We start from the raw sequence: 25,283 nt of genomic DNA on the forward strand, positions 1-25,283 counted from the left end.
ATCGATATTCGATATTTCAGGTCGACATGGCTATACTCCGCAGCCATGGACGCCACACCCGAATCCGCCCCCGAAGACAGCCCCAGCCTGCTGTTCAACCAGTCGCTGGAGAAGGGCCTGGCCGTGCTGCAGGCCTTCAGCGCCCGGCGCCGCACCATGACGCTGGCCGACGTGGCCGAGGCCACCGACATCACCAAGAGCTCGGCGCAGCGCATGGTCTTCACGCTCGAGAAGCTGGGCTACGTGCGCAAGCACCCGAAGACGCGGCGCTACCAGCTCACGCCGCGGGTGATGGAAATCGGCTTCAACTACCTGGCGGCCAATTCGCTGATCGACGTGGCCAACCCCTTCCTCGCGGAGCTGACCAAGGTGACGACCGAGACCTCGTGCCTCACCGAGCCCGACGGGCTGGACATGGTGTACGTCGCGCGCTTCGTGAGCGCGCAGTTCGTGCCGGTGCACATGCCGATCGGCAGCCGCATCCCGATGTACTGCACGGCCTCGGGGCGCGCCTACCTGGGCGCACTGCCCGAGGACGAGGCGCGGGCGCTCATCGAGGCTTCGGACCGCGTGACGCACACCGCCCACACCCGCACCGATGTCGACGAGATCCTCGAAGTGCTGCGCCAGGCACGGCTGCAGGGCTTTGCCACCAATGCCGAAGAGCTGTTCCTCGGCGACATGACCATCGCCGCGCCCGTGATCGGCAGCCAGGGCCGCCCTGTCGCGTCGGTGCACGTGGTCGCGCCGACCAGCCGCTGGACGATGGACGAGGCGGTGCGCAAGCTCGCGCCGACGCTGCTGCTCTGCGCGCGCTCGCTCACGAACTCGGCCCGCAGCATCGACTGACGGTCATACGTTTGCGGGGATGGCGCAGGCCGTGGCTGCGCTTATGCTGTGCGGGATCACAACGCAGATTTCCCACGCCATGACCGACTTCCGTCCTGTCTACGACCAGCGCTTCGACAACATCCCCGCCGACCGACTCCCCGAACTGCTGCGTGCCATGCCCAAGGCCGAGCTGCACATGCACATCGAGGGCTCGCTCGAACCCGAACTGATCTTCGCGCTCGCACAGCGCAACGGCGTGGCCATTCCGTATGCCAGCGTCGAGGACCTGCGCCGCGCCTACGCCTTCACCAACCTGCAGAGCTTTCTGGACATCTACTACGCCGGCGCGAGCGTGCTGCTGAAGGAGCAAGACTTCTACGACATGGCCTGGGCCTACCTCGAGCGCGCCGCGGCCGACAACGTGGTGCACACCGAGATGTTCTTCGACCCGCAGACGCACACGGCGCGCGGCGTGGCGATGGAAACCGTGGTCAATGGCCTGCATCGCGCCTGCGTCGATGCGGGGCCCAAGCTCGGCGTGAGCGCATCGCTCATCCTGTGCTTCCTGCGGCACCTGAGCGAAGAGGAAGCCTTCGAAACGCTGGAGCAGGCGCTGCCGTTTCGCGACAAATTCATCGGCGTGGGCCTCGACTCGAGCGAGGTCGGCCATCCGCCCGAGAAGTTCGCGCGCGTGTTCGCACGCTGTCGCGAACTGGGCCTGCGCCTGGTCGCGCATGCGGGTGAAGAAGGCCCGCCCGAGTACGTGTGGAGCGCGCTCGACGTGCTCAAGGTGGAACGTGTCGACCACGGCGTGCAGAGCGCGAAAGACCCGGCGCTGATGAAGCGGCTTGCGCAAGACCGCATTCCGCTCACCGTGTGCCCGCTGTCGAATCTCAAGCTCTGCGTGTTCCCGGACCTGTCGAAGCACAACCTCGGCGCGCTGCTCGATGCGGGGCTGGTCGCCACGGTCAATTCGGACGACCCGGCCTACTTCGGCGGCTACATGAACCAGAACTTCACGCAGACCTTCGAGGCCACCGGGCTCAACGTGCAGCATGCCTGGCAGCTCGCGGCCAACAGCTTCGAAGGCAGCTTCATCGACGCGGCCACCAAGCGCGCCTACGTGGACCGGCTCAACGCCGTCTTCGCGAGCTTCTGATCCGAAGCAGCGGGCCGCGGCACCAGTAGCGGCATCGCCACCAGCGCGCACGCGCTCGCTGCCAGCCACACCATCGGCCAGCCCTGAAAGGCAAGCAGATGGGGAATGGAGAAGGGCGTGACGAAGCACACCAGGAACACGCTGGTGTTCGCCATGCCCAGCGCGGTGCCGGCGCGCGCCGCGCCGGCCAGCGTGGCGAGCTCGGTGTAGGCCACGCCGTGCCAGGCCGAGACGCAGACGCCGCTCACCCCGAGCAGCACGACCAGCGCGATGCGCAATGCCAATGAGTCGGCGGTGTGCGGGCCCGCGGCCATCACCAGCACCGCGAGCGCGGCAAACAGCGCCACGCTGAGCGCGCTGCAGGCGCGCAGGTAGGCCGGGCGGTTGCGGCGGCGGTCGGTCCAGCGGCCGCTCCACACGCGCATCGCCATCGCGCCGACCTGCGTGAAGACCATCGTGGCGGTGATCGTCGCGAGGCCCGCGTGGCCGAAGTCGTGCAGGAACACCGTGCCGAAGGACAGCACGGCGAACTGCGGCGCGCAAAGAATGCCGATGCCCAGCACGATGCGCCAGACGCGCACATCGCGCAGCGGGCCGGTCTTCGGGGCTTCGGCCGTGGCCGTGGCCGCTGACGAGGTGCGTGGCGCATCCCTCGCAATCGGCGGTTCGTGCACCCAGGCCCAGCTCATCCACGCACTCAGCGCGCACAGCAGCGCCAGCAGGCCGTAGAGCGCCGCAAAGCCGAAGTGCAGCGCGACGAACGGCAGCACCAGGGCGCCGATGCCGCCGCCCAGCGGCACGGCGGTCTGGCGGATGCTCATCGCGAGCCCTCGTTCGTTCGCGGCGAACCACGTCATCACCGCGCGGCCGCTCGCGCCGTTGACGCTGCCGCCCAGCAGGCCGACCAGCAGCAGCCCTGCGGCAAGCCAGCCGAGCCCGGGGATGTGCTGCGCGCTCGGCGCGGCCCAGAGCGCCATCGCGACGAGTGCCGTGGCGGTGCTGCCGAGCCCTGTGAGGAGCACCGGCCGGTCGCCCCAGCGGTCGGTCAGGAGGCCCCACGGCAGCTCGCTCACCGCGATGCCCAGGCCCATGAGGCCGAGCACGAGGCCGAGCGTCGCGTTGTCGAGCTGGTAGCCGGTGCGCATCAGGACGGCCGTCATCGGAATGCCGCTGAAGGCCACGGAAAACGCCGCGTTGGCGGCCACGCCCGCGGCCAGCACCTTCCAGCGGTGGCGAGGCGAATACGAAGGGGAAAGAGGCGGGTGGGTCATGGTGCGGCGAAGTTTCCGCCGTTGCCAAGGTTTTGAAAATCAGAAAATAATGAGTGAACCGTCCCAAAAAACAGGACGATAGGAAAAGGATGAATCCATGTCCCAGGTGATGTTCGATCTCGACGTGCTGCGCAGCTTCTCCACCGGTATCGCACTCGGCAGTTACGCCCGCGCGGCCGACCGGCTGGGGCGCTCCACCTCCGCGGTGAGCGCGCAATTGAAGAAGCTGGAAGCGCAGGCCGGCACCGTGCTGTTCCGCAAGGCCGGCCGCGGGCTGGAGCTCACCGATGCCGGCGAAACCCTGCTGGCCTACGCCCATCGCATGCTCGAACTCAACGAAGAAGCGAGCGCCGCCATGCGCGGTGCCGACCTCGAGGGCTGGGTGCGGCTGGGCCTGCAGGAAGACTTCGGCGAGACGCTGCTGCCCGCTGTGCTCGGCCGCTTTGCGCGTGCGCATCCCAAGGTGCGCATCGAGGCGTGCGTCGCGCGCAGCGCGGAGTTGCGCGAACGCCTCGAACTCGGAAAGCTCGACCTCGCGCTGGCGTGGGACGCGGGCGACCAGCCGCCGTCGCTGCATGCCGAGCGCGTGGCGCGCCTGCCGCTGCAATGGATCGGTCCGGCGTCCGGCGATGTGCTCGACGCGCCTTGGTGGAAGGAGCGCGAGCGCCGCGATGGCGCAGGTCGCGGCGCGCGCAAGTCGAAAGAGCCGCTGCCGCTGGTGCTGCTCGATGCGCCGTGCCCGCTGCGCGACATCGTCACCCAGACGCTCGACCGCGCCGGCGTGCCGTGGCGCCACGCGTTCACCAGCGCCAGCCTCGCGGCCTTGTGGGCCGCGAGCTCGGCCGGCCTCGGCCTCACGGTGCGCACGCCTTTCGGGCTGCCTTCGCATGTGCGCGCCATCGACCGCACGGCAGTCGGCCTGCCGGCGCTGCCGCAGATGTCGATGTCGCTCTACCGCGCGCAGGCCAATGCCGAGGCGCCGGTCGGGCGGCTCGCCACGCTGCTGCTGGAGGCGGTGCGGCGGCACGTGCAGCCAGTCACGAGCTGAGAAGATGTGAACGACGCCCGGGCTACCGCCGCTTCGCCAGGCAGTTCCATCCGGCGCCTGCGGCCATCAGCACGCAGGTACCGAGGAACACGGCCCGCATGCCGATGTGCCCGCCCACGAAGCCGCCGAGAAGCGGCCCGGCCACCTGGCCCGTGTACTGTGCCGAGGTCGAGTAGCCGAGCATGTTGCCGGCCACGCGCTCGGGCACGTTGTGGCGGATCACGCTCGCGATGCAGGGCAACAGCCCGCCGAGCGAGAGCCCCATCAGGAAGCGCAGCACCACCAGCTGCCAGCCCGAGGTGACGAAGGCCTGCGGAACCAGCAGCACCGCCGAGACCGCCAGGCACCCGACGATCACGTTCCAGTGCCCCACGCGGTCGGCCAGCTTGCCCAGGCGCGAGGCCGAGAGAATGCTGCCGAGCGCGGCGGCGGACATCACGAGGCCAGCCATCATCGTCACGCGGTTGGGATCTTCGACCAGCGTGGCGACGTAGACGGTGATGATCGGCTCGATCGACATGTTGGCCAGCATCAGCAGCATGCCGGTGAAGAGCATCGCGATGAGCGGGCGCTTGTCGGGAATGGCGGCCCAGCCAATGTTGGCGCCATCGCTCTGCTTCGAGGCCGAGGGCGCTTTCTTCTCCTCGCGGATCAGGAAAGCGGTGGCGAGAAAGGCCACGAAGATCATCGCGCCCGCCGCGAAGAAGGTCGCGCGGATGCCGATGAGCGGCGGCAGCGCGCCGCCGACCAGCGGCCCCACGAGGTTGCCGGCCATGATGGCCGAGGACATCGTGCCCAGCGCCCAGCCGGTGCGGTCCTTCGGCGTCTGCGTGGCGACCAGCACCATCGAGCCCGAGGCGTAGCCGCCGAGCAGCCCCGCCAGCAGCCGAAGGCCCACGAGCTGCCACACGTTGCCCGCCATGCCGATGAGCGCCATCGCCACCGCCATGCCCAGGCTCGCGCGGATCAGCATGGGTTTCCGGCCATAGCGGTCGGCCAGCCGCCCCCACAGCGGCGCGACCAGCGCGGCGCTGAAGAAAGTGGCGCCATAGGCCACGCCCGACCATTGCACGATGGCCGCGTGGTCCGTCACACCGAGTTGCTCGACGTACAGCGGCAGGAAGGGCAGCAGCAACGTCATCGCCACGATGGTGGTGAAGGAGCCGAACATGCAGACGGCGAGATTGCGCTGCCAGTGGGCGCTGCTGGCGTAGGAGGGCGGGTTCGTCATGGGCGAACCGATTGTGTGGCGGCGTGGCCGAACCCGCGCCTGCCGATTCGCGGCGGCACCCATCGCGGTGTCGGATGGGTGCGCGCCGCGTGCGGCTACTGGCTGGCGCGGGTCAGGCCGTCTTGAGCAACTCGGGGTCGATCGGCAACTTGCGCACCCGCTTGCCCGTCGCAGCGAAGATGGCGTTCGTCAGCGCCGGCGCAAGCCCCGAGGTGCCGGGCTCGCCCATGCCGCCGGGCGCTTCCTTGCTCGCGACGATGTGGGTTTCGATGATCGGCGTTTCGTTCATGCGCACCACGCGCACGTCGTGGAAGTTCGATTGCTCGATGCGCCCGTCCTTCAGCGTCGCCTTGCCCCAGAGCGCGCCCGAGATGCCGAAGATCACGCCGCTCTGCACCTGGGCCTGCACGGTGTCGGGATTGACGATCACGCCCGCATCGAGCGCGCAGACCACGCGCTTGACGGCCACGTCGCCCGACTTGGCGACCTCCGCATCCACCACCAGCGCCATGAAGGTGCCGAAGGCGAACTGCAGCGACACGCCGCGCCCCTGGCCTGCGGGCAGGGGCTGGCCCCAGCCGGACTTTTCCGCGGCGAGCTTGAGCACGGCCAGCGCGCGCGGGTTCTGCGCGAGCAGCGCGGTGCGGAAGGCGACGGGGTCGGTCTTCGCGGCGGTGGCGAGTTCGTCGATGAAGCTCTCGACCACGAACACGTTGTGCGTCGGCCCCACGCCGCGCCAGAACGCGGTGGGCACCGGCGGCTCGTGGTTCACGTAGTCGACCAGAATGTTCGGCAGCGCGTAGGGTGGCTTCTCGGCGCCGTCGATGGTCTCGGGGTCGAAGTTGTTGTTGTAGGCCGGCGGCAGCCAGCGCTTGAGGATCGAGGAGCCGGTGATGCGGTGGCTCCACGCCACGAGCTTGCCTTGCGCATCGAGGCCGGCGCTCACGCGGTCGTAGAAGTAGGGACGGTACATGTCGTGCTGCGTGTCTTCCTCCCGCGTCCAGATGACCTTGACGGGTCCGTCGACCTTCTGCGCGATCTGCACGGCGCGCGTGACGCTGTCGACCTCCAGCCGCCGGCCGAAGCCGCCGCCCAGCAGGTGGTTGTGCACCGTCACCTTCTCCACCGGCAGGCCCGTGACCGCCGCGGCCGCGGCCTGTGCGCGCGTGAGTACCTGCGTGCCGACCCACACCTCGCAGCTGTCCTTGCGAACATGCACGGTGCAGTTGAGAGGCTCCATTGCCGCATGGACCAGGAACGGCACTTCGTAGACGGCCTCCAGGCGCTGCGCCGCGCCGGCCATGGCCTTGGCGTTGTCGCCTTCCTTGCGCACGACCGCGCCCTGCTTCTGCGAGGCCTCGGCCATCGACTGCACGATGCTTTCGGTGCTCACCTTGGCGTTGGCGCCGTCGTCCCATTCGACGACAACGGCCGCCAGGCCCTTCTTCGCCGCACCCATGTGGTCGGCGACGACGGCCACGCAGTCATCGAGCCGCACGACCTGGCGCACGCCGCGCACCTTCAGCGCCGCAGCGTCGTCGATGCTGCGCACGCGGCCGCCGAACACCGGCGACTGCTTCAGCGTGGCGACCTTCATGCCGGGCACGCGCGCGTCGATGCCGTACATCGCGGTGCCGTTCACCTTGGCGGGCGTGTCCAGGCGCCGGGCGGAGGTGCCGATCAGCTTGAAGTCGCCTTGCGGTTTCAGCTCGACCTTCTCGGGCACGGGGAGCTTGGCGGCATCGGCGACCAGCGCGCCGTACTTGAGGCGGCGTCCGCTCGCGGTGTGGACCACTTCGCCGCGCACGGCGCGGCACGAGGCCGGCTCGACACGCCAGCGCTGCGCCGCCGCCTGCACGAGCACCGTGCGGGCCGCAGCACCTGCGCGCCGCATCGGCTCGTAGGCACCGCGGATGGTGGTGGAGCCGCCCGTCACCTGGAAGCCCAGCAGCGGGTTGCCGTAGAGCTTGTCGCTGGGCGGTGCGTGTTCGAGGCGCACGCCGGCGAGGTCGATCTCCAGCTCTTCGGCAATCAGCATCGGGATGCTCGTGTAGGTGCCCTGGCCCATTTCGATGAAGCCCATGACCACGGTCACCTGCCCATCGGGAGCGATGCGGACGAAGGCATTGGGTGCCCAGGGCGCGGCGGTGGGGCCGGCGGCCTCTGCCGGGGAGGGCGCGGCGCCGAAGCCGACACCGATGAGCAGGCCGCCGCCCAGCGCGGCGCCGACGGAGAGAAAGCCGCGGCGCGAGAGCGAGGTGTCGGCTTCAGGGGGTGTCAGTCGATCGAGGATCATGTCAGGCCGCCTTTCTTGCAGGCGCGGCCGTCTTGCCGGAAAGGGCGCGCGCCGCTTCCTTGATGCCGGCGCGGATGCGCACATAGGTGCCGCATCGGCAGATGTTGCCGCTCATGGCGCCGTCGATTTCCTCGTCGGTGGGCGAGGTGTTCTTGCTCAGCAGGGCCGTGGCCGACATCAGCTGGCCCGATTGGCAGTATCCGCATTGCACGACGTCGAGGTCGAGCCAGGCCTTCTGCAATGCGCGGCCGACGCGCGTGCCCGCGAGCGATTCGATGGTGCTCACATTGGCGTTGGCGACCGATTCGACCGGCGTGATGCACGAGCGCGTGGCCACGCCGTCGACGTGGACCGTGCAGGCCCCGCACATGCCAAGGCCGCAGCCGAACTTGGTGCCCGTCATGCCGAGCACGTCGCGCAGCACCCAGAGCACGGGGGTGTCGCCGTCGACGTCGAGCGGGCGTTCGATTCCATTGACTTTCATAGAGCCTCTTTCTTGTGGTGCCGCGTGGGACGGCTGTTTGACCGGTCGGAGGATGTCACGTAGCCTTTCGGCCGGAATGTCGAAATTACCTCTTTTCAGGACATCATGCAGAAGCGCATCGCCGTTGTCGTTTTTCCGGGCTTCCAGATCCTCGATCTGGCCGCCGTCGCCGCCTTCGAGCTGGCCAACAAGCACGCGGGCGCGCCGGTCTACAAGGTCGAGCTGCTGTCGGAAACCGGTGGCGTCATTCCCAGTTCGTCGGGCATCGGCGTCGAGACGAAGCGGTTGACCGGATCGAAGTTCGACACGCTGGTGATGACCGGCGCGCTCACCATCGAGCCGACCTCCGAAGGGCTTTGCAGGATGCTGCGCGCGGGCGAGCGCAGCGCGCGCCGCATTGCCAGCATCTGCACCGGCGCATTCGGTCTCGCGGATGCGGGGCTGCTGGACGGCCGGCGCGTGACCACGCACTGGGCCTTCGCGCAGGAACTGCAGAAGCGCCATCCGTTGGCCAAGGTGCAGCCGGACCGCATCTTCATCAACGACGGCTCGCTCTGGACATCGGCCGGCATGACCGCGGGCATCGACCTGATGCTCGCGCTTGTTGAGGAAGACCTGGGCGTGGAGGCCGCGCGCATGGTCGCGAAGAACCTGGTCGTCTACCACCGCAGGGCGGGCGGGCAGTCGCAGTACTCGGCGCTGCTCGAGCTGGAGCCCAAGTCCGACCGCATCCAGCAGGCGCTGGTGCACGCGCGCGCCAACCTGCGCGATCCGCTGTCGGTCGAAGACCTTGCCGAGGTGGCGCACCTGAGCCCGCGCCAGTTCAGCCGCGCCTTCAAGTCGGAGACCGGCCGCTCGCCCGCGCAAGCCGTCGAGCACCTGCGCGTGGAAGCGGCGAAGGCGCTGATCGATGCGGGCGGGCTGGCGCTCAATGTGGTGGCCGATGAAACGGGCTTTGGCGATCCCGAGCGCATGCGCCGCGCGTTCCTGCGCACGCTGGGCCAGCCGCCGCAGGCCGTTCGCCGGGTGGCCAGGCAAATTTCGGAATTGGCGTAAAAGGAGGTTTATATGACATTTACGCCATCTCGCTGAAGGAGGAAACTTCCTTTCACGCCGCAACGACGCGGCTTCCAAAGGAACCTCCAATGACTGCAACACCCAAGGGCACGGCCCTCATCACCGGCGCTTCTTCCGGCATTGGCGCCGTCTACGCCGACAGGCTCGCCCGCCGTGGCTTCGACCTCGTGCTGGTCGCGCGAAACAGCGATCGCCTGCAGGCGCTGGCCACCAGACTCACGGCCGAGACGGGCCGAAAGATCGAAACGATCACCGCCGACCTCACCGACAAGAAAGACATCGCGCGCGTCGAAGCCGCCATCCGCACGAACCGCGACCTCACGCTGCTGGTGAACAACGCCGGCGTCGGCGCCACCGCGCCGCTGCTCGCCTCGGACATCGAGAAGATGGAAGAGATGATCGCGATCAACGTGAATGCGCTCACGCGCCTCAGCTATGCAGCCGTGCCGGGCTTCGTGGCACGGGGTGCGGGCACCCTGGTGAACATCGCGTCCATCGTGGCGGTTTCGCCCGAGACGCTCAATGGCGTGTACGGCGGCAGCAAGGCCTTCGTGCTCGCGTTCAGCCAGTCGCTGCAGCATGAAGTGGGCGAGAAGGGCGTGCGCGTGCAGGCCGTGCTGCCGGGCGCGACGGCCACCGAGTTCTGGGGCCTTGCGGGCCTGCCGGTACAGCACCTGCCGAGCGCGATCGTCATGAGCGCGGAAGACATGGTCGATGCCGCACTCGCGGGGCTCGACCTGGGCGAGAAGGTGACGATTCCCTCGCTGCCGAGCCAGGACGAGTGGGACGCTTTCGATGCGGCGCGGCGTGCCATGTCGGGCCGGATTTCCAGTTCGGTGCCCGCGGCCCGATACGGCGTGACGGGTTCGCGCACGGAGGCTGCAGCGACCGCCTGAAAACGCGCGCACTAAAATCCGCATCCCGCAGTTGGGCGTCCCGGCCGACTGCGGGTTTTTGTTTTTCCGGGGCCATGTAGAGGACCACCATGTACAAAAACCTCGCGGGCCGCGCCGTTCTGGCGTGGGCAGCCGCCTGTTTTTTATCTCCCGCTTTTTCGCAAACGCAGGCACCCGATGCGCCGCTGAAGATCGGCTTCGTCTATGTCACGCCGGTCACCGATGCCGGCTGGGTGCGCCAGCATGAAGAGGGCCGCAAGGCCGTCGATGCGGCGCTCGGTGCGAAGGTGAAGACCACCTTCGTCGAAAACGTCGCCGAAGGGGCCGATGCCGAGCGTGTGATCCGCGACCTTGCGCAGCAGGGCAACAAGCTCATCTTCACGCCCAGCTTCGGCTACATGGAGCCGACGCTGAAGGTGGCGCGCGATTTTCCCGATGTGAAGTTCGAGTCGATCACGGGCTACAAGCCCGCGGCCAACGTCGCGACCGCCAATGCGCGCTACTACGAAGGCCGCTATCTCGCGGGCATCGCGGCCGGGCGCATGACGAAGACGAACCTGGCGGGCTATGTGGCGGGCTTTCCGATTCCCGAGGTGCTGCAGGGCATCAACGCGTTCACGCTGGGCATGCGCTCGGTGAACCCGAATGCGAAGGTCATCGTGGTGTGGCTCAACGAGTGGTTCGATCCGCCCAAGGAGCGCGATGCAGCGATGGCGGTCTTCAACCAGAACGCCGACGTCGTCGCCTTCCACACCGGCTCCACCGCCGTGATGGCCGCGGCGCAGGAGCGCGGCAAGATGGCCATCGCGTACCACTCCGACATGCGCAAGATCGCGCCCGATGCGCAGATCGTCGCGGTCACGCACCAGTGGAGCGGCTACTACACGCAGCGCGCGAAGGCCGTGCTCGACGGCACCTGGAAGAGCGGCAATCTCTGGGGCGGCGTGAAGGAAGGAATGATCCGCGTCGGCGACTTCGGCACCAAGGTGCCCAAGGCCGTGCAGCAGGAAGTGTTGGCGCGGCAGCAGGACATCGCGGCCGGCAAGCTGCAGCCGTTTCGTGCGGTGAGTGGCGATGTGCGCGACAACGAAGGCCGCGTCGTGATCGCCAAGGGTGCGCAATTGAGCGACGAGCAGATTCTCAAGATGAACTGGCTGGTCGACGGCGTGCAGGGGCGTGTGACGCGCTGAAAAGCGGCCGCGCCGGGTTTTCCCGGGGAGTGCGTTCCGCATATAGCACTCATATGCGCATGGAAATTGCGACGGCGCAGGGCTGGATTACCCTCCGCAGCCACGATGAAAAAAGCCTACCGCGCCTCCCTCCTGCGATTCGACGACGCCGGCCTGCCCGTTTTCGATGAAGACGGCCTCCTGGTCGTCGCCCCCGACGCCGCCGGCCGCCAGCGCGTCGTCGATGCCGGCAGCCATGCCGCCGTGTCGCCGCGCCATCCCGATGCCGATGTGACGCACCTGCCGGGCCGCATCCTCGCGCCGGGCTTCGTGGACATGCACATCCACTTTCCGCAGACCGACATCATCGGCGCGCCCTCGCCGGGCCTTTTGCCCTGGCTCGAGAACTACACCTTCCCCGCCGAAAGCAAGTTCGTCGACCCGGCGCATTCGCGCGAAGTGGCCGATGTGTTCTTCGACGAACTGCTGCGCAACGGCGTGACCACCTCGCTCACCTTCGCGACCTCGCATGTCGCCTCGGTCGATGCCTTCTTCGAAGGCGCGCAGCGCCGCCGGCTGCGCATGATCACCGGCAAGGTGCTGCAGGACCGCAATTCGCCCGATGGCGTGCGCGACCAGACCGAGCAGAGCCTTATCGATACCGAGTCGCTGATCCGCAAGTGGCACAACGTCGATCGCCTCGGCTACGCGATCACCCCGCGTTTCGCGCCCACCAGCACCGATGCGCAGATGCGCGGCGCCGGCGAGCTGGCCGCGAAGTACGGCGACACCTGGATCCAGTCGCACGTGGCCGAGAACCGCGACGAGGTGCAGTGGGCGCGGGAGCTCTATCCGAAGTCGCGCTCCTACCTCGATGTGTACGCCGGCTTCGGCCTGATGCGCGAGCGCGCCGTGTACGCGCACTGCATCTACATCGACGACGAAGACCGCCGCCTGATGCGCGAGACGAAGACGGCGGCCGCCGTGAGCCCGACGAGCAACCTGTTCCTGGGCAGCGGCTTCTTCGACTTCGGTGCGGCCGACCGCATCGAATCGCCCTACGGCCTTGCGAGCGACGTGGGCGGCGGCACCAGCTTCAGCCCGTTCCACACCATGCTGGCCGCCTACTACGTGGGCCGTACAACAGTCGAGGGAATCCAGACCAAGGCCGGCCTGAGCATTCCGCCCTCCCGGCTGTGGTGGCACCACACCGGCGGCGCGGCGCGCTCGCTGGGGCTCGATGGTGTGGTCGGCAACCTGCAGCCGGGGTGCGAGGCCGACTTCCTGGTGCTGAATCCCGCCGCCACGCCGCTGCTGGCGCGAAAGACCAAGCTGGCGAACACGCTGGAAGAATTGCTCTTCGCGATGATCGTGCTGGGAGACGACCGGCTGGTCGAGCGCACGGTGATCTCGCAGGCGGGCTGACCTCTGCGGGGGAGGGCGCACAGGGCGCCCATGCCACAATTCGGCCCCGATTCCCCCGCAGCAGCAGCGAGCGCATATGAGCATCAAGAGCGACAAATGGATCCGGCGCATGGCCGAAAACGAAGGAATGATCGACCCCTTCGAACCGGGCCAGGTGCGCGAGGCCGGTGGCCACAAGATCATCAGCTACGGCACTTCGAGCTACGGCTACGACATCCGTTGCGCGCCCGAATTCAAGGTCTTCACCAACATCCACAGCACCGTGGTCGACCCGAAGAACTTCGATGAGAAGAGCTTCGTCGACATGCACGGCGACTACTGCATCATCCCGCCCAACAGCTTCGCGCTGGCGCGCACCGTCGAGTACTTCCGCATCCCGCGCAACGTGCTGACCATCTGCCTGGGCAAGAGCACATATGCGCGCTGCGGGATCATCGTCAACGTGACGCCGTTCGAGCCCGAATGGGAAGGCTACGTGACGCTGGAATTCAGCAACACCACGCCGCTGCCCGCCAAGATCTACGCGGGCGAAGGCTGCGCGCAGGTGCTGTTCTTCGAGAGCGACGAAGTCTGCGAGACCAGCTACAAGGACCGCGGCGGCAAGTACCAGGGCCAGCGCGGCGTCACTCTGCCGAAAACCTGACGCAGCGGCGGGCCGGGCACTGACGCCCGGTTACCCCGGGCGGCCTGGGGCCAAGTACCATCCAGCCACTGTCCGGCAACAGTTGTGCACGCCGGGAAGGAGACTGCGATGAGATGGGAAGGCAACGAACAATCCGACAACGTTGAAGATCGCCGCGGCGAAGGCGGTGGTGGGGGCGGTGGCGGCTTCATCGGTGGGCGCGGCATCGGCATCGGCACCATCGCGGTCGCGCTGATCGCCGGCTGGATCTTCGGCATCAACCCACTCACCGTGCTGAGTTTGCTGAGCGGCGGCGGTGGCACCGAGCAGGTGCAGCAGGCGCCGCAGGGTCCCGCGCCCAGGCCGCCTTCGGGCGACCGCGAAGCGGCCTTCGTCTCGACCGTGCTCAAGAACACCGAAGTGGTGTGGACCGACATCTTCCGAAAGAACGGCGGCAGCTACCAGCCGCCCCGGCTCGTGCTGTTCCGCGGCGCCACGCCTACGGCCTGCGGCACCGGGCAATCGGCTATGGGGCCGTTCTACTGCCCGGGCGACAAGAAGGTCTACATCGACCTGGGCTTCTACGACACGCTCAAGAACCAGCTCGGCGCACCGGGCGAGTTCGCGCAGGCCTACGTCATCGCGCACGAGGTCGGCCATCACGTGCAGGACGAGCTGGGCATCACCGCGAAGGTCGACGGCATGCGCGGGCGCCTGAGCCAGTCGCAGAACAACGCGGTGAGCGTGCGCGTCGAGCTGCAGGCCGACTGCTTCGCGGGCGTGTGGGCGCACCACTCGCAGGAATCGAAGAAGTGGCTCGACCCGGGCGACATCGAGGCCGCGATGAACGCCGCGCAGAAAATCGGCGACGACGCATTGCAGCGTTCGGCGGGCCGCGCGGTGGTGCCCGACAGCTTCACCCACGGCTCCAGCGCGCAGCGCCAGAAGTGGTTCGGCGCGGGTTATCAAAGCGGCGACATGAAGTCGTGCGACACCTTCAACGCTCGCAACCTTTGAGCTTCGTGGGCCTGTGGGGCCCATGTCTGTTGGCTCGGGTGCTATTGAATAAGTAGCAATGCCGGCGGCGCGGGCGTTGTCACAACGCCGTCACTGCCGTTTTTTGCGGCAATGCGACAATAGCGGGCTCAATGACAAGCTCCTTCTCCAATCTATCGCTGGCAGAACCGCTGGCCCGCGCCGTAGCCGAAATGGGCTACGAGACCATGACACCGATCCAGGAGCAGGCCATTCCGGTCGTGCTCGCGGGGCAGGATGTGATGGGCGCCGCGCAGACCGGCACCGGCAAGACGGCGGCGTTCTCGCTCCCCTTGCTGCAGCGCATGCTCAAGCACGAAAACGCCTCCACCTCGCCCGCGCGGCACCCGGTGCGCGCGCTCGTGCTGCTGCCCACGCGCGAGCTGGCCGACCAGGTCGCGCAACAGGTCAAGCTGTACGCCAAGTACACCAACCTGCGCAGCACGGTGGTGTTCGGCGGCATCGACATGAAGCCGCAGACGCTGGAGTTGAAGAAGGGCGTCGAGGTGCTGGTGGCCACGCCGGGCCGCCTGCTCGATCACATCGAAGCCAAGAACGCGGTGCTCAACCAGGTCGAATACGTCGTGCTCGACGAAGCCGACCGCATGCTGGACATCGGCTTCCTGCCCGACCTGCAGCGCATCCTGAGCTACCTGCCCAAGCAGCGCACCACGCTCCTGTTCTCGGCCACGTTCTCGCCTGAAATCAAGCGACTGGCCGGCAGCTACCTGCAGAACCCCATCACCATCGAAGTGGCGCGGCCGAACGAAACGGCTTCCACCGTCGAGCAGCATTTCTACAGCGTGTCCGACGACGACAAGCGCCGGGCGCTCAAGCAGATCGTCAAGCAGCGCGGCATCACGCAGGCCTTCGTGTTCGTCAACAGCAAGCTCGGCTGCGCGCGCCTCGCACGCTCGCTGGAGCGCGACGGTCTGCGTACCACCGCACTGCATGGCGACAAGAGCCAGGACGAACGCCTGAAGGCACTCGCCTCGTTCAAGGCCGGCGAAGTCGACCTGCTGGTGTGCACCGACGTCGCGGCCCGCGGCCTCGACATCAAGGACGTGCCCGCCGTCTTCAACTTCGACATTCCGTTCAACGCCGAAGACTACGTTCACCGCATCGGCCGCACCGGTCGTGCCGGCGCCTCGGGCCTGGCCGTGAGCTTTGCCAGCGGCGGCAACGATGCGCGCCTGGTGGCAGACATCGAGAAGCTGATCAAGAAGAAGATCGAGCTGGAGCCCGTCGAGTTCGAGGAAGACCGCCCGCGCGGCCGCATCAACGACGGACGCCGCCACTGGCGCGAAGAAGGCGAAGCCGGCGATGCACGCGACGTGCTCGACCAGCCGCGCGAACGCAGCGGCGGTTTCGGCGCTGACGCTCCCCGTCGCAGCAGCGGCGGACGTCCGCACCGTGCGCCTTCGGCGCCGCGCGATCCGTTCTTCGACAAGCCCTACGAACCGGGCCAGGCCGACGCAACGCCAGCCTGGGAAGCCGCCGCCAAGGCAGCGCCCGCGCGCGGCATCTCCAGCAACATCAAGAGCAAGCGCAAGGTCGCGGCCCTCTTCAAGAGCGCCGAGCCGAGCTGACCCCGGTGCGTGCCGCGCAAGTGCGGCACCCCATTCCTTTCCCTCTCCCTTTCAGAAGCACCGCGGAACCGGCTTCGCCGGGCCGCTGGTGTTGCCCCCGGTCGGGGGTAGGAGAAGCGACACGAAGTGCGCGGAGCCTGGGGGCGAGCCCTTCCTCTACCTCCAGCCGCGGTGCCAGCCGTATTGAGGATGGTGCCAGCCCCACCCATAGCGCGGGTGGTACGCCCACACAAAACCAACGCCAGGCGACACGTACGTCGGGGCTACATAGGCCACGCCCGGAGGCGCCGAGTAGACGGGTTGGGCCGGTGCAACGACACAGCCGGTGAGTGCAGCCGCGAGCGCAGCGGCCGACAGCGCGAGAACAACAGGAAATCTCATGACGAAGCTCCTTGGGACGAGTTGTTGTGGATGTGCACAACCAACGCCCCGCCGAACCCGTGGATGACGGCCTTTACGCCCGCGAAACAGTGTCACGGGCGTGTTGTCATCCTTTCAAAACGCTTTCTCAGATCACCTTGAAATGATGCGTGCCGTCGCGGCCCAACTGCGCGACCAGCCCGTACTCCCAGTCGAGGTAAGCCTGCATGGCTTCCGCGGGCGCATCGGTGCCTTCGTAGGGCCGGCGATAGCGATCGGTGCGCGCCGTCGCGAGGCGCGTCTCGCCGGTCTCCGCTTCCTGGCCCGCGGCAAACCATGCCGTGTTGCCGCCGGCCAGCACCAGCACTTCGACATCGCGCTGCCCGCGCGCGTCGAGCAGCGTGCGCAGGTCGGCTGCGGCATAGCGGGCGAGCAGGCTGCTGCCGCAGGTCAGCACGTAGCGCTGCGATGCGGGGATGACCGCATCGATTGCACCCGCGAGCTGCGCACGGATCACATACCAGGCACCCGGAATGTGGCGCTTCACGTAGTTGGCGCTGGTGGTCACGTCGAGCACGGCGGTGCCGGGCTGTTTCAGCAGCTCGGCCAATGCCTTGGGCGCGATCTCTCCGACGGTCGCTGCAACCGGCGGGTAGGCGGGCGATGGCGCCACCGTCTCCGTGAACGCAGAAGCTGAAGGCGCCGTGTCGGGCACATAGACCTCCCACCCCATCTGCGCGAGCCACGATGCGCTCATCGAGGCGCGCACGCCGTCGTCATCCGCCAGCACGATGCGCGCGCCGCGCACCGGCACCTGGTGGTCGGTCTCTTGCACCAGTTGTCCGCCGGGCGCGCTCGCAAAGCCGGGCAGGTGGCCTGCCGTGTATTCCTCGGGCGTGCGCACGTCGAAGCGATAGACGGTGCGGCCCGGTGCTTCGAGCGTCTGCAACGCATCGAGCGGAATGCGGCGCACGCCGGCCTTGTCGGCCACGCGACGCGCATCGGCCTCTGCCTGCGCGCGATGCGCATCGGACACCGCAGCAGGCGCTTGGCGGTCCGCCCCATGGTCCAGCACCTGCCCCGCGAGCTTCCAGCCGATCGTGCCGTTGCGCAGCGCCGCCACCGGGTTCGGAATGCCCGCGTTCACCAGCGACTGCGTGCCGATGATGCTGCGCGTGCGCCCCGCGCAATTGACGATCACCTGCGTAGCCGGATCGGGCGCCAACTCGCGCACCCGCAGCACCAGTTCCGCGCCGGGCACGCTCGTGGCCGAGGGGATGCTCATCGTCTGGTATTCATCGAAGCGGCGCGCATCGAGCACCACCACGTTGGCCTTGGCCTCGACCAGCGCCTTCACTTCGGGTGCCGAGAGCGAGGGCGTGTGACGCTCGTGCTCGACCAGTTCGCCAAACGACTTGCTCGGCACGTTCACGTCGCGGAACAGCTCGCCGCCCGCCGCGCGCCAGCCTTCGAGGCCGCCTTCGAGCAGGTGCACGTTCGTGTAGCCCAACGCAGCGAAGGTGCGCGCGGCGAGCGGTGCGAGATCGACGCCATCGTGCGCGCCGTACAGCACGATGAACGTGTCCCGCCGCGGAATGCGCCGCCAGGCCTCGATCTCGATCTTCGAGAGCGGCAGGTTCGCGGCCCACAGTGGATGCTCCTGCGCGAACGGGTCTTCCTCGCGCACATCGAGCAGCGCCGTTTCCTCGCGCGCGACGAGTCGCTCGCGCACGGCGGAAAAGGGCAGGAGGGGGAAGGCAGCGGTCGTCATGCGAAGGTCGATCTGAGTTCTTCGGAGCGGTCCCAGAGGTTGGGAAGCAGCGTGTTGGAGTAGCCCGAGACGAAGGGCTTCCGCCCGCCCTCGGCCGGGTAAGTATGCCGCCGTACCGCGCCGATGTTGGCGCCGTAGACGTGGATGCTGATCGACACGCGGTCCGCATGCGCGTTGTGCACGCGGTGCAGGTCGCCGATGGTGGGCGACACGGCCTCCACGTTGCCGGCATCGAGCCGCACCGCATCGCCCTGCGGCTGCGCGCGGCCATCGCCGTCGAACGCATAGCCCTGGCTGTATTCCGCGCCGCGCAGCATGCCGATGAGGCCCCACACCGTGTGGTCGTGGATCGGCGTGGCCTGCCCCGGCCCCCAGACGAAGCTCACGACCGAGAAGCGCTCGGTGCTGTCGGCATGCAGCAGGAACTGCTGGTAGCGCGCCGGGTCGGGCCGTGCAAAGGCATCGGGCAGCCAGTCGTCGCGCGCGACCAGTGTGCGCAGCAGCGCGCCGCCTTCGGAGAGGATGCGGGGCTCGTCGGGGGCGCTGTCGAGCAGCCGGCCGAAGGCGCCGACGAAGTCGCGCAGCGGCGCGATCACGCGGGGCGCTTCCAGAGCTGGGTGTCGGTGATGGTGCGCACGTCCACGCGCACCGGCAGGATGCCGTCGCGCGCCGAGCGGTCGGCCACGGCCTGCAACGCGACGATGTCCGCCTCGCTCACCGGCCGGCCCGCCACCGACGCGCGCGCGGTGATGATGCGCGCCGACTCGATCGGCAGCCGCGTGAGCTGGCTGTAGGCCAGCGCATAGGCCTCGGGATTCGCCAGCGCCCAGTCGCCCGCGCGGCCCAGCCGGTCGAGAAACTGCACGATGGCCGCGCGCTTGGCCGGATCGGCCAGCGAATGCTCGCTTGCGGTGATGAAGCCCAGCGCCGTGTTGATGCCGCGCCCGTCGCGCAGGATGCGCCCGCCTTGCTGCAGCGCGATCGCGTAGTACGGATCGAAGATCGCCCACGCGTCGATCTGCTTCGAGGCGAAGGCGGCGGCCGCATCGGTTGGCAGCACGAACTTCACCGTGACTTCGCTGCGCGGCACGCCGGCCTCTTCGAGCGCGCCATAAAGCTGGTACTGCGAGATGCTGCCGCGCGCGGACGAAACGATCACCGTCTTGCCGCGCAGGTCGCTCACGCTGCGCAAGGGCGAATCGGGCTGCACCACGATGCCCAGCGAATCGGCCTTGCCGACGCGCGTGGCGACGATCTTGAGCGGCGTCTTGCCGACGGCCGCGGCGAGCACCGGCAGGTCGCCGGCCATCGCGGTGTCGACTGCGGCGCTGCGCTGTGCTTCGAACAAAGGTGCAGCGCCCTGGAAGTTGGCCCAGCGGTAGGCGAACGGTGCGCCCTCGAGCGCCTTCGACGCCTCGAACAGCGAGCGCAGGCCGCCGGCCTGGTCGCCGAGGATCAGCGTGGTCTGCTGCGGCTGTGCCAACGCACGCAGCGAGCCGGTTGCGGCCAACGAGAGCGCCGCGCCTTGCTTCAACCAACTGCGGCGCGAGGCTTTGGAAAACAGCAGACCGGTCATGCAACAACTCCCGTCTGCAGCAGCGCGCGCTTGCCTGCACTCACCAGGATCGCATCGTTCTGCGGCGTGTGGATGCGGCTGCACAGCACGTCGCGGTAGTGGCGTTCCAGTGGGTTCTGCCGGGTGAGGCCGTGGTTGCCGCTCAGTTGCAGCGCGAGTTCGACCACGCGGACCGCGTTGTTCGTCACCGTGTACTTGAGGAGGCCGCTGTCCGTGGCCGGCTGCGCGTGGCCGCTGTCGACGGCCAAAGCCGCGTCGTCGAGCAGCACGCGGTTGGTGCGCAGCAGCGCCTCGATTTCGCCGACATGCTCCTGCACGCGCGGCAGGCTCGCGAGCGGCGCACTCAGGCTGCCGGGCGCGCGCTGGTTCAAGAAGCCCACCAGCCAGTCGCGTGCAGCCTGCGCCACCGCGTCGTAGAGGCTGCCGAGCAGCACGACCATCCAGGCCTGCTGGGTGGCGTGCGCGTCGATGTCGGTCTGGCTGCCGGCGTCGGGCGCCCAGTCGGCCGGCGCGCGCAGGTCGACCGCATGGTCGAGGTCGATGGCCACGTTCTCGAAGATCACTTCGTGGCTGCCCGAGGCGCGCAGGCCCAGGTGGTCCCAGCTGGCGATCACGCGCACGCCGGGGGCGTTGCGCGGCACCAGGAACACGCCGGTGCGCGGCGTCGCTTCGTCGGTGTGCGCCCAAACGGCGAGCCAGGTCAGGCCTTCGATGCCGGTGGTGTAGAGCTTGTGGCCGTCGAGGCTCCAGCCGTTGCCGTCGCGCCGTGCGACGGTCGAGGGCAGGCCGCCGCGCGAGGGCGAGCCGAGCGCAGGCTCCACGCGCAGCGCGTTGATGAGCGCACCGCGCTCCACCGCATCGCGCGCCACGCGTTCGCGCAGTTGCGGCGGCCAGCGGTTGTCGCCGCGCGTGAGTGCGTGGTGCTGCAGATAGGTCATCGTGAGGATCAGCGCGGTGGCCGGCTCGCCGCGCGCCACGGCCGCGATCACGCGCCGGGCCGTCGCCAGCGTGGCGCTGCCGCCGCCATGCGCCGCGGGCGCGACGAGGCCGATCAGCCCGCTCGCCTGCAGCGCCGCGAAGTTCTCCTGGGGGAAGGCGCCGCTGCGGTCGTAGTCGGCCGCGGTGGCTGCGAACCGGGCCGACAGCCGAGCCAGCAATGCGGCATCGACGGTGGCGGATGGGGTTTCTTCTTCGGGCGTGGCCGACGGGCGGCGCAAGGGGAGTGCACTCATGGTTCCCGCACGGTACCGGGACGCCGCCGGCTCGAAAACTACGTATCCCGCATATTCAAATTCGTTTTTCTGCGTTCGCTTTTGAAGGGCATCTCGGTACGGTCTCGCTTCTCCCTCACGGCTCCCGTGGGCCGGGAAGACGAAAGACCGCAACGCATGAAACCCGATTTCCCCCTCGATCGCCGCAGCTTGCTGCAGGCCGCCGCCGCATGGGGCGCAGCAGCCGCCGCCGGCTTTGGGGCGCATGCGGCCCAGGCCGCAACGCCCTCGCGCGACCTCTCGGGCGTGACCTTGCGTGTCGGCACCTACAAGGGCCTGTGGCGCCCGCTGCTGCAGGCCTCCGGCCAGGCCAACACGCCCTACAAGATCGATTGGCGCGAACTCAACAACGGCGTGTTGCACATCGAGGCCATCAACGGCGACGCGCTTGACCTGGGCTCGGGCAGCGAGATCCCGCCGGTGTTCGCGGCGCGCCAGAAATCCAGCGTGCGGCTCGTGGCCGTGACGCACGAAGACCTGAACAACCAGGCCACGCTCGCGCGCAAGGACGCACCGATCCGCAGCATCGCCGACTTCAAGGGCAAGCGTGTGGGCTACGTGCGCGCCACCACCTCGCACTACTACCTGGCCAAGCAGCTGGCCGAGGCGGGCCTCTCGTTCAGCGACATCCAGGCCGTGAGCCTCACGCCGGCAGACGGCCTCTCGGCCTTTGCGCGCGGCGACCTCGATGCCTGGGCCATCTACGGCTACAACGGCCAGATCGCGCGCACCCAGTACGGCGCGCGGGTCATCAAGACCGGCGTGGGCTACCTCTCGGGCAACTTCCCGATCTACGCCAACCCGCGCGCGCTCGACGACACGCTGCGTCGCGCGGCATTGAGCGATTTGCTGCAGCGCCTGCAGCGCTCGTTCGCATGGATCAACGGCAACTTCCTGGCTTATGCGCGCGCGCAGTCGGCCGAGACGCGCGTGCCGGTCGGCGACCTGGTCGAGCTGTTCAACGGCCGCAGTGGCGACTACAGCCTTGGCCCGGTCAGCGACGCGGTAGTGCGCAGCCACCAGGACGTGGCCGACACTTTTTTGAAGATCGGCGTGCTCGACGGCCCAGCCGATGTGAAGCCGTTGTGGGACCGCAGCTTCGAAAGCGTGCTGCGCCTGCCGGTCGCCTGAAGCCCCCAAACCTCGACAACAAACAAAGGACTCCCATGAGCCAGAACGACGTTGAATTCATCGGCATGATCCAGGGCCAGAAGGTCTCGGAGATCCACGCGGCCAAGGGCCCGGCCATCGACCGCGACTACGTGCGCGCCTTCGCGCAGGCGCACGAGAACGCCGGCTTCGACCGCGTGCTGGTGCCGCACCATTCGACCGGCCCCGACGCCACGCTCACCGTGGCGTATGCAGCCTCGGTCACCGAGCGCATCCACTTCATGCTTGCGCACCGCCCGGGTTTCGTTGCGCCCACGCTCGCGGCGCGGCAGTTCGCCTCGCTCGACCAGTTCAGCGGCGGCCGGCTCGGTGTGCACTACATCTCGGGCGGCTCCGACGAAGAGCAGCGCCGCGACGGCGACTGGCTCGATCACGACCAGCGCTACGCCCGCACCGACGAATACCTGGAGGTGCTGCACAAGGTGTGGGCCGCCGACAAGCCCTTCGACCATGAAGGTGCGCACTACCGCTACCAGAACGCGTTTTCCGAAGTGAAGCCGCTGCAGACGCGCAACGGCAAGCCGCATGTGCCGGTGTATTTCGGCGGTGCGTCGGAAGCGGCGATTCCTGTCGCGGGCAAGTACGCCGACGTGTACGCGCTGTGGGGCGAGTCGCTCGACCAGGCGCGCGAGCTGACGACGCGCGTGCGTGCCGAAGCAGCGAAGCACGGGCGCAGCGTGCGCTTTTCGGTGTCGTTCCGCCCGATCCTCGCGGAGACCGAAGAGGCCGCGTGGGCACGTGCCGAGAACATCCTTGCCGAGACGAAACGCCTGCGCGTGGTGCAGGGCTACAACCGCGGCGGCCCGCAGCAGAGCGAGGGCGCCAAGCGCCTGCTGGCCGCGGCCGACAAGGGCCCGCGCGTGGACAAGCGCCTGTGGACGGCAGTCGCGCAGGAAATTGGCGGCCGCTCCAACAGCACTGCGCTGGTCGGCACGCCCGAGCAGGTGGCCGAGGCGCTGCTCGACTACTACGACCTGGGCGTGACGACATTCCTGATCCGCGGCTTCGATCCGCTGGAAGACGCGACCGACTACGGCCGCGAGCTGATCCCGCGCACGCGCGAGCTCGTCGCGCAGCGCGCCCAATCGCAACGCAAGGCGGCCTGAGCAATGAGCGCCGTTCTCTCCATCGACCGCAGCAGCGCGGCCCAGCCGCTCAAGCTCAACCCGAACCCGCAGCAGAAGTACTGGTTCGATCCGGTGCCGCCGCGCACCAGCGTGCAGGCCGAGCGCCGCCACCGGCAGGAGCGCCTGGCGGGCGCCTTCCGCCTGTTCGCGCGCTTCGGCTTTGCGCAGGGCCTGGCCGGCCACATCACCGCGCGCGACCCCGAGCTGACCGACCACTTCTGGGTGAACCCGCTGGGCATTCATTTCTCGCGCATCAAGGTGTCCGACCTGCTGCTGGTCAATTCGAAGGGCGAGACGGTGATCGGCGACAAGCCGCTCAACAAGGCCGCCTTCGCCATTCACGCCGCAATCCACGAGCACAACCCGAACATCGTCGCGGCCGCCCACACGCACTCGACCTACGGCAAGGCCTGGTCCACACTGGGCCGCAAGCTGGACACGATCACGCAGGACAGCTGCGTGTTCCACGACGACGTGGCGCTGTTCGATGACTTCACCGGCATGGTGGTCGACACCAGCGAGGGCGACCGTATTGCAGAGGCGCTGGGCGACAAGAAGGGCGCGATCCTCAAGAACCACGGCATCCTGACCGCGGGCCCCACGGTGGAGGCCGCCGCGTGGTGGTACATCGCGCTGGACAACGCCTGCCACACCCAGCTCCTCGCCGAGGCGGCCGGCAAGCCGCAGCCCATCGACGAGGAAACCGCGCGCCACACGCACAGCCAGATCGGCGGCCCGGAGGGGGCCATCCATTCCTTCTACAGCCTCTACGAAGGCCTCGTAGAAGCGGAACCCGAACTGCTGGACTGAAGAAAAAACCACCGGAGTCTCTTGATGACCGCATCTCTTTCACGCCGCAGCGTCCTGCGCACGGGCGCCGCTGCCGCCGTGGTCGCCTCGGGCGGCCTGATCGCCTCGCAGGCGTTCTCGCAGCAGGCGCGCAAGCTCACCTTCGCATGGAACGCCGCGGCGTTCTGCCTCTCGCCCGTGGTGGTGGCGCAGGAGCGTGGTTACTTCGAGCGCAACGGGTTGCAGGTCGACCTGATCAACTACACCGGCTCCACCGACCAGTTGCTCGAATCGCTCGCCACCGCGAAGGCCGATGCGGCGGTGGGCATGATCCACCGCTGGCTCAAGCCGCTGGAGTCGGGCTTCGACGTGAAGATCGTCGGCAGCTCGCACGGCGGCTGCGTGCGCCTGGTGGGCGCCAAGGCCGCGGGCGTGACCAACCTTGCGAGCCTGAAGGGCAAGATCATCGGCGTGTCGGACATCGCGAGCCCGGGCAAGAACTTCTTCTCGATCCTGCTGACCAAGAACGGCATCGACGCCGACCGCGACGTCACCTGGCGCCAGTACCCGGCCGACCTGCTCGACATCGCGGTGCAGAAGGGCGAGATCCACGCCATTGCCGACGGCGACCCGAACGTCTACCTGATCGAGAAGCGCAACAAGGGCGCCTTCGTCGAGGTGGCGAGCAACCTCTCGGGCGAATACAAGGACAAGGTCTGCTGCATCGTCGGCGCGCGCGGCGAACTGGTGCGCAAGGACAAACCGACTGTCGCGGCACTCGTGCGTTCCATCGCGCAAGCGTCGGCCTACGTGGCCGAGAACCCGAACGAATCGGCCAAGCTCTTTGCCAAGTACTCGCCCAAGGTGCCGATCGAAGACCTGCGCGCGCTGCTGGGCACGCTCACGCACAACCACCATCCGCTGGGCAAGAACCTGCGCGACGAGGTGGAGTTCTATGCCCGCGATTTCCGCGGCGTCGGCGTGCTCAAGAAGACGACCGACCCGGTGAAGTTCGCCGATCACGTGTCTTTCGATCCGCTGGCATGAGCGCCGCGCCGAGCCGCCCCAAGCAAGCGTGCACCGCAG

The 25,283-nt window shown here is 68.1% G+C and carries 23 protein-coding genes; 14 read left to right on the forward strand and 9 right to left on the reverse strand.

Annotated elements, in window-relative coordinates; translation table 11 throughout:
- The first annotated feature begins 45 nt into the window (after nucleotides 1-45).
- Nucleotides 46-849: an IclR family transcriptional regulator gene (locus J2W23_RS11385; protein WP_176659717.1), complete on the forward strand. Its 804-nt coding sequence runs from the start codon at nucleotides 46-48 to the stop codon at nucleotides 847-849.
- A gap of 79 nt (nucleotides 850-928) precedes the next feature.
- On the forward strand, nucleotides 929-1,990 hold the full coding sequence (locus J2W23_RS11390; protein WP_307648793.1) for an adenosine deaminase: 1,062 nt from the start codon (nucleotides 929-931) through the stop codon (nucleotides 1,988-1,990).
- On the opposite strand, the gene J2W23_RS11395 is transcribed toward J2W23_RS11390, so the two are convergent.
- Nucleotides 1,951-3,261 carry an MFS transporter gene (locus J2W23_RS11395; protein WP_307648794.1) on the reverse strand — a complete coding sequence of 437 codons (1,311 nt, stop codon included), beginning with the start codon at nucleotides 3,259-3,261 and terminating at the stop codon, nucleotides 1,951-1,953. The genes J2W23_RS11390 and J2W23_RS11395 overlap by 40 nt on opposite strands.
- Before the next feature lie 97 nt (nucleotides 3,262-3,358).
- Here J2W23_RS11395 and J2W23_RS11400 point away from each other — a divergent pair, with 97 nt between their 5' ends.
- Complete coding sequence (locus J2W23_RS11400; protein WP_307648795.1) at nucleotides 3,359-4,309, forward strand: LysR substrate-binding domain-containing protein; 951 nt, start codon at nucleotides 3,359-3,361, stop codon at nucleotides 4,307-4,309.
- Nucleotides 4,310-4,331: 22 nt separating this feature from the next.
- Here J2W23_RS11400 and J2W23_RS11405 read toward each other — a convergent pair whose 3' ends face one another.
- From J2W23_RS11405 to J2W23_RS11415, 3 genes are all read right to left on the reverse strand, one after another.
- On the reverse strand, nucleotides 4,332-5,540 hold the full coding sequence (locus tag J2W23_RS11405; RefSeq protein ID WP_307648796.1) for an MFS transporter: 1,209 nt from the start codon (nucleotides 5,538-5,540) through the stop codon (nucleotides 4,332-4,334).
- 112 nt (nucleotides 5,541-5,652) lie between these two features.
- The gene (locus tag J2W23_RS11410) at nucleotides 5,653-7,836 is read right to left on the reverse strand and encodes a xanthine dehydrogenase family protein molybdopterin-binding subunit (RefSeq protein WP_307648797.1); all 2,184 of its coding nucleotides are present in this window, start codon (nucleotides 7,834-7,836) and stop codon (nucleotides 5,653-5,655) included.
- A 1-nt stretch (nucleotide 7,837) separates the two neighbouring features.
- Nucleotides 7,838-8,320, reverse strand: a complete 483-nt coding sequence (locus J2W23_RS11415; protein ID WP_307648798.1) for a (2Fe-2S)-binding protein — start codon at nucleotides 8,318-8,320, stop codon at nucleotides 7,838-7,840.
- Between the two features lie 105 nt (nucleotides 8,321-8,425).
- On the opposite strand from J2W23_RS11415, the gene J2W23_RS11420 reads away from it, so the two are divergent.
- From J2W23_RS11420 to J2W23_RS11450, 7 genes are all read left to right on the forward strand, one after another.
- Nucleotides 8,426-9,376: a GlxA family transcriptional regulator gene (locus J2W23_RS11420; protein WP_307648799.1), complete on the forward strand. Its 951-nt coding sequence runs from the start codon at nucleotides 8,426-8,428 to the stop codon at nucleotides 9,374-9,376.
- Nucleotides 9,377-9,465: 89 nt separating this feature from the next.
- Nucleotides 9,466-10,293: an SDR family NAD(P)-dependent oxidoreductase gene (locus J2W23_RS11425; RefSeq protein WP_176659725.1), complete on the forward strand. Its 828-nt coding sequence runs from the start codon at nucleotides 9,466-9,468 to the stop codon at nucleotides 10,291-10,293.
- Between the two features lie 89 nt (nucleotides 10,294-10,382).
- Nucleotides 10,383-11,483, forward strand: a complete 1,101-nt coding sequence (locus J2W23_RS11430) for a BMP family ABC transporter substrate-binding protein (protein WP_307648800.1) — start codon at nucleotides 10,383-10,385, stop codon at nucleotides 11,481-11,483.
- Nucleotides 11,484-11,588: 105 nt separating this feature from the next.
- Nucleotides 11,589-12,887 (forward strand): guanine deaminase, encoded by a 1,299-nt coding sequence (guaD, locus tag J2W23_RS11435; RefSeq protein WP_307648801.1) that lies wholly within the window; start codon nucleotides 11,589-11,591, stop codon nucleotides 12,885-12,887.
- 76 nt (nucleotides 12,888-12,963) lie between these two features.
- Complete coding sequence (gene dcd / locus J2W23_RS11440; RefSeq protein WP_176659728.1) at nucleotides 12,964-13,530, forward strand: dCTP deaminase; 567 nt, start codon at nucleotides 12,964-12,966, stop codon at nucleotides 13,528-13,530.
- Nucleotides 13,531-13,638: 108 nt separating this feature from the next.
- Nucleotides 13,639-14,526, forward strand: coding sequence for a KPN_02809 family neutral zinc metallopeptidase (ypfJ, locus tag J2W23_RS11445; protein ID WP_307648802.1), 888 nt, complete (start codon nucleotides 13,639-13,641; stop codon nucleotides 14,524-14,526).
- A 131-nt stretch (nucleotides 14,527-14,657) separates the two neighbouring features.
- The gene (locus J2W23_RS11450; RefSeq protein ID WP_307648803.1) at nucleotides 14,658-16,133 is read left to right on the forward strand and encodes a DEAD/DEAH box helicase; all 1,476 of its coding nucleotides are present in this window, start codon (nucleotides 14,658-14,660) and stop codon (nucleotides 16,131-16,133) included.
- Between the two features lie 156 nt (nucleotides 16,134-16,289).
- Here the strand turns inward: J2W23_RS11450 and J2W23_RS11455 are convergent, their stop codons facing one another.
- The 5 genes from J2W23_RS11455 to J2W23_RS11475 all read right to left on the reverse strand — a co-directional run bounded on the left by J2W23_RS11455 (nucleotide 16,290) and on the right by J2W23_RS11475 (nucleotide 21,072).
- Complete coding sequence (locus tag J2W23_RS11455) at nucleotides 16,290-16,514, reverse strand: hypothetical protein (protein ID WP_206174834.1); 225 nt, start codon at nucleotides 16,512-16,514, stop codon at nucleotides 16,290-16,292.
- A 127-nt stretch (nucleotides 16,515-16,641) separates the two neighbouring features.
- Nucleotides 16,642-18,264, reverse strand: a complete 1,623-nt coding sequence (locus J2W23_RS11460; RefSeq protein WP_307648804.1) for a rhodanese-related sulfurtransferase — start codon at nucleotides 18,262-18,264, stop codon at nucleotides 16,642-16,644.
- Complete coding sequence (locus tag J2W23_RS11465) at nucleotides 18,261-18,860, reverse strand: cysteine dioxygenase family protein (RefSeq protein WP_176659733.1); 600 nt, start codon at nucleotides 18,858-18,860, stop codon at nucleotides 18,261-18,263. The genes J2W23_RS11460 and J2W23_RS11465 overlap by 4 nt, the downstream gene beginning before the upstream one ends.
- Nucleotides 18,857-19,840 (reverse strand): ABC transporter substrate-binding protein, encoded by a 984-nt coding sequence (locus J2W23_RS11470; protein WP_307648805.1) that lies wholly within the window; start codon nucleotides 19,838-19,840, stop codon nucleotides 18,857-18,859. Before J2W23_RS11470 ends, J2W23_RS11465 begins: the two co-directional genes overlap by 4 nt.
- Nucleotides 19,837-21,072, reverse strand: a complete 1,236-nt coding sequence (locus J2W23_RS11475; protein ID WP_307648806.1) for an acyl-CoA dehydrogenase family protein — start codon at nucleotides 21,070-21,072, stop codon at nucleotides 19,837-19,839. The genes J2W23_RS11470 and J2W23_RS11475 overlap by 4 nt, the downstream gene beginning before the upstream one ends.
- Nucleotides 21,073-21,228: 156 nt before the next feature.
- On the opposite strand from J2W23_RS11475, the gene J2W23_RS11480 reads away from it, so the two are divergent.
- From J2W23_RS11480 to J2W23_RS11495, 4 genes are read left to right on the forward strand one after another with little or no spacing between them, the layout of a single operon-like run.
- Nucleotides 21,229-22,242, forward strand: coding sequence for an ABC transporter substrate-binding protein (locus J2W23_RS11480; RefSeq protein WP_307648807.1), 1,014 nt, complete (start codon nucleotides 21,229-21,231; stop codon nucleotides 22,240-22,242).
- A 35-nt stretch (nucleotides 22,243-22,277) separates the two neighbouring features.
- A complete protein-coding gene (locus tag J2W23_RS11485; RefSeq protein ID WP_307648808.1) occupies nucleotides 22,278-23,387 on the forward strand; it encodes an LLM class flavin-dependent oxidoreductase in 1,110 nt (369 codons plus the stop codon).
- Nucleotides 23,388-23,390: 3 nt separating this feature from the next.
- Complete coding sequence (locus J2W23_RS11490) at nucleotides 23,391-24,218, forward strand: class II aldolase/adducin family protein (protein WP_307648809.1); 828 nt, start codon at nucleotides 23,391-23,393, stop codon at nucleotides 24,216-24,218.
- Between the two features lie 24 nt (nucleotides 24,219-24,242).
- Nucleotides 24,243-25,244, forward strand: coding sequence for an ABC transporter substrate-binding protein (locus tag J2W23_RS11495; RefSeq protein WP_176659739.1), 1,002 nt, complete (start codon nucleotides 24,243-24,245; stop codon nucleotides 25,242-25,244).
- Nucleotides 25,245-25,283 lie beyond the last annotated feature (39 nt).

The organism is Variovorax boronicumulans, assembly GCF_030812215.1.
Classification (GTDB): domain Bacteria; phylum Pseudomonadota; class Gammaproteobacteria; order Burkholderiales; family Burkholderiaceae_C; genus Variovorax; species Variovorax boronicumulans_C.

Bases quoted from the DNA above. Each gene is read 5' to 3' on its own strand.
- J2W23_RS11420 (WP_307648799.1), top strand. From the start codon at position 8,426: ATGCAGAAGCGCATCGCCGTTGTCGTTTTTCCGGGCTTCCAGATCCTC.
- J2W23_RS11470 (WP_307648805.1), bottom strand. From the start codon at position 19,840: ATGACCGGTCTGCTGTTTTCCAAAGCCTCGCGCCGCAGTTGGTTGAAG.
- J2W23_RS11385 (WP_176659717.1), top strand. From the start codon at position 46: ATGGACGCCACACCCGAATCCGCCCCCGAAGACAGCCCCAGCCTGCTG.
- J2W23_RS11495 (WP_176659739.1), top strand. From the start codon at position 24,243: ATGACCGCATCTCTTTCACGCCGCAGCGTCCTGCGCACGGGCGCCGCT.
- J2W23_RS11430 (WP_307648800.1), top strand. From the start codon at position 10,383: ATGTACAAAAACCTCGCGGGCCGCGCCGTTCTGGCGTGGGCAGCCGCC.
- J2W23_RS11425 (WP_176659725.1), top strand. From the start codon at position 9,466: ATGACTGCAACACCCAAGGGCACGGCCCTCATCACCGGCGCTTCTTCC.
- J2W23_RS11475 (WP_307648806.1), bottom strand. From the start codon at position 21,072: ATGAGTGCACTCCCCTTGCGCCGCCCGTCGGCCACGCCCGAAGAAGAA.
- ypfJ (WP_307648802.1), top strand. From the start codon at position 13,639: ATGAGATGGGAAGGCAACGAACAATCCGACAACGTTGAAGATCGCCGC.
- J2W23_RS11400 (WP_307648795.1), top strand. From the start codon at position 3,359: ATGTCCCAGGTGATGTTCGATCTCGACGTGCTGCGCAGCTTCTCCACC.
- J2W23_RS11390 (WP_307648793.1), top strand. From the start codon at position 929: ATGACCGACTTCCGTCCTGTCTACGACCAGCGCTTCGACAACATCCCC.
- J2W23_RS11485 (WP_307648808.1), top strand. From the start codon at position 22,278: ATGAGCCAGAACGACGTTGAATTCATCGGCATGATCCAGGGCCAGAAG.
- J2W23_RS11490 (WP_307648809.1), top strand. From the start codon at position 23,391: ATGAGCGCCGTTCTCTCCATCGACCGCAGCAGCGCGGCCCAGCCGCTC.
- dcd (WP_176659728.1), top strand. From the start codon at position 12,964: ATGAGCATCAAGAGCGACAAATGGATCCGGCGCATGGCCGAAAACGAA.
- J2W23_RS11480 (WP_307648807.1), top strand. From the start codon at position 21,229: ATGAAACCCGATTTCCCCCTCGATCGCCGCAGCTTGCTGCAGGCCGCC.
- J2W23_RS11450 (WP_307648803.1), top strand. From the start codon at position 14,658: ATGACAAGCTCCTTCTCCAATCTATCGCTGGCAGAACCGCTGGCCCGC.
- J2W23_RS11415 (WP_307648798.1), bottom strand. From the start codon at position 8,320: ATGAAAGTCAATGGAATCGAACGCCCGCTCGACGTCGACGGCGACACC.
- guaD (WP_307648801.1), top strand. From the start codon at position 11,589: ATGAAAAAAGCCTACCGCGCCTCCCTCCTGCGATTCGACGACGCCGGC.
- J2W23_RS11405 (WP_307648796.1), bottom strand. From the start codon at position 5,540: ATGACGAACCCGCCCTCCTACGCCAGCAGCGCCCACTGGCAGCGCAAT.
- J2W23_RS11460 (WP_307648804.1), bottom strand. From the start codon at position 18,264: ATGACGACCGCTGCCTTCCCCCTCCTGCCCTTTTCCGCCGTGCGCGAG.
- J2W23_RS11455 (WP_206174834.1), bottom strand. From the start codon at position 16,514: ATGAGATTTCCTGTTGTTCTCGCGCTGTCGGCCGCTGCGCTCGCGGCT.
- J2W23_RS11410 (WP_307648797.1), bottom strand. From the start codon at position 7,836: ATGATCCTCGATCGACTGACACCCCCTGAAGCCGACACCTCGCTCTCG.
- J2W23_RS11395 (WP_307648794.1), bottom strand. From the start codon at position 3,261: ATGACCCACCCGCCTCTTTCCCCTTCGTATTCGCCTCGCCACCGCTGG.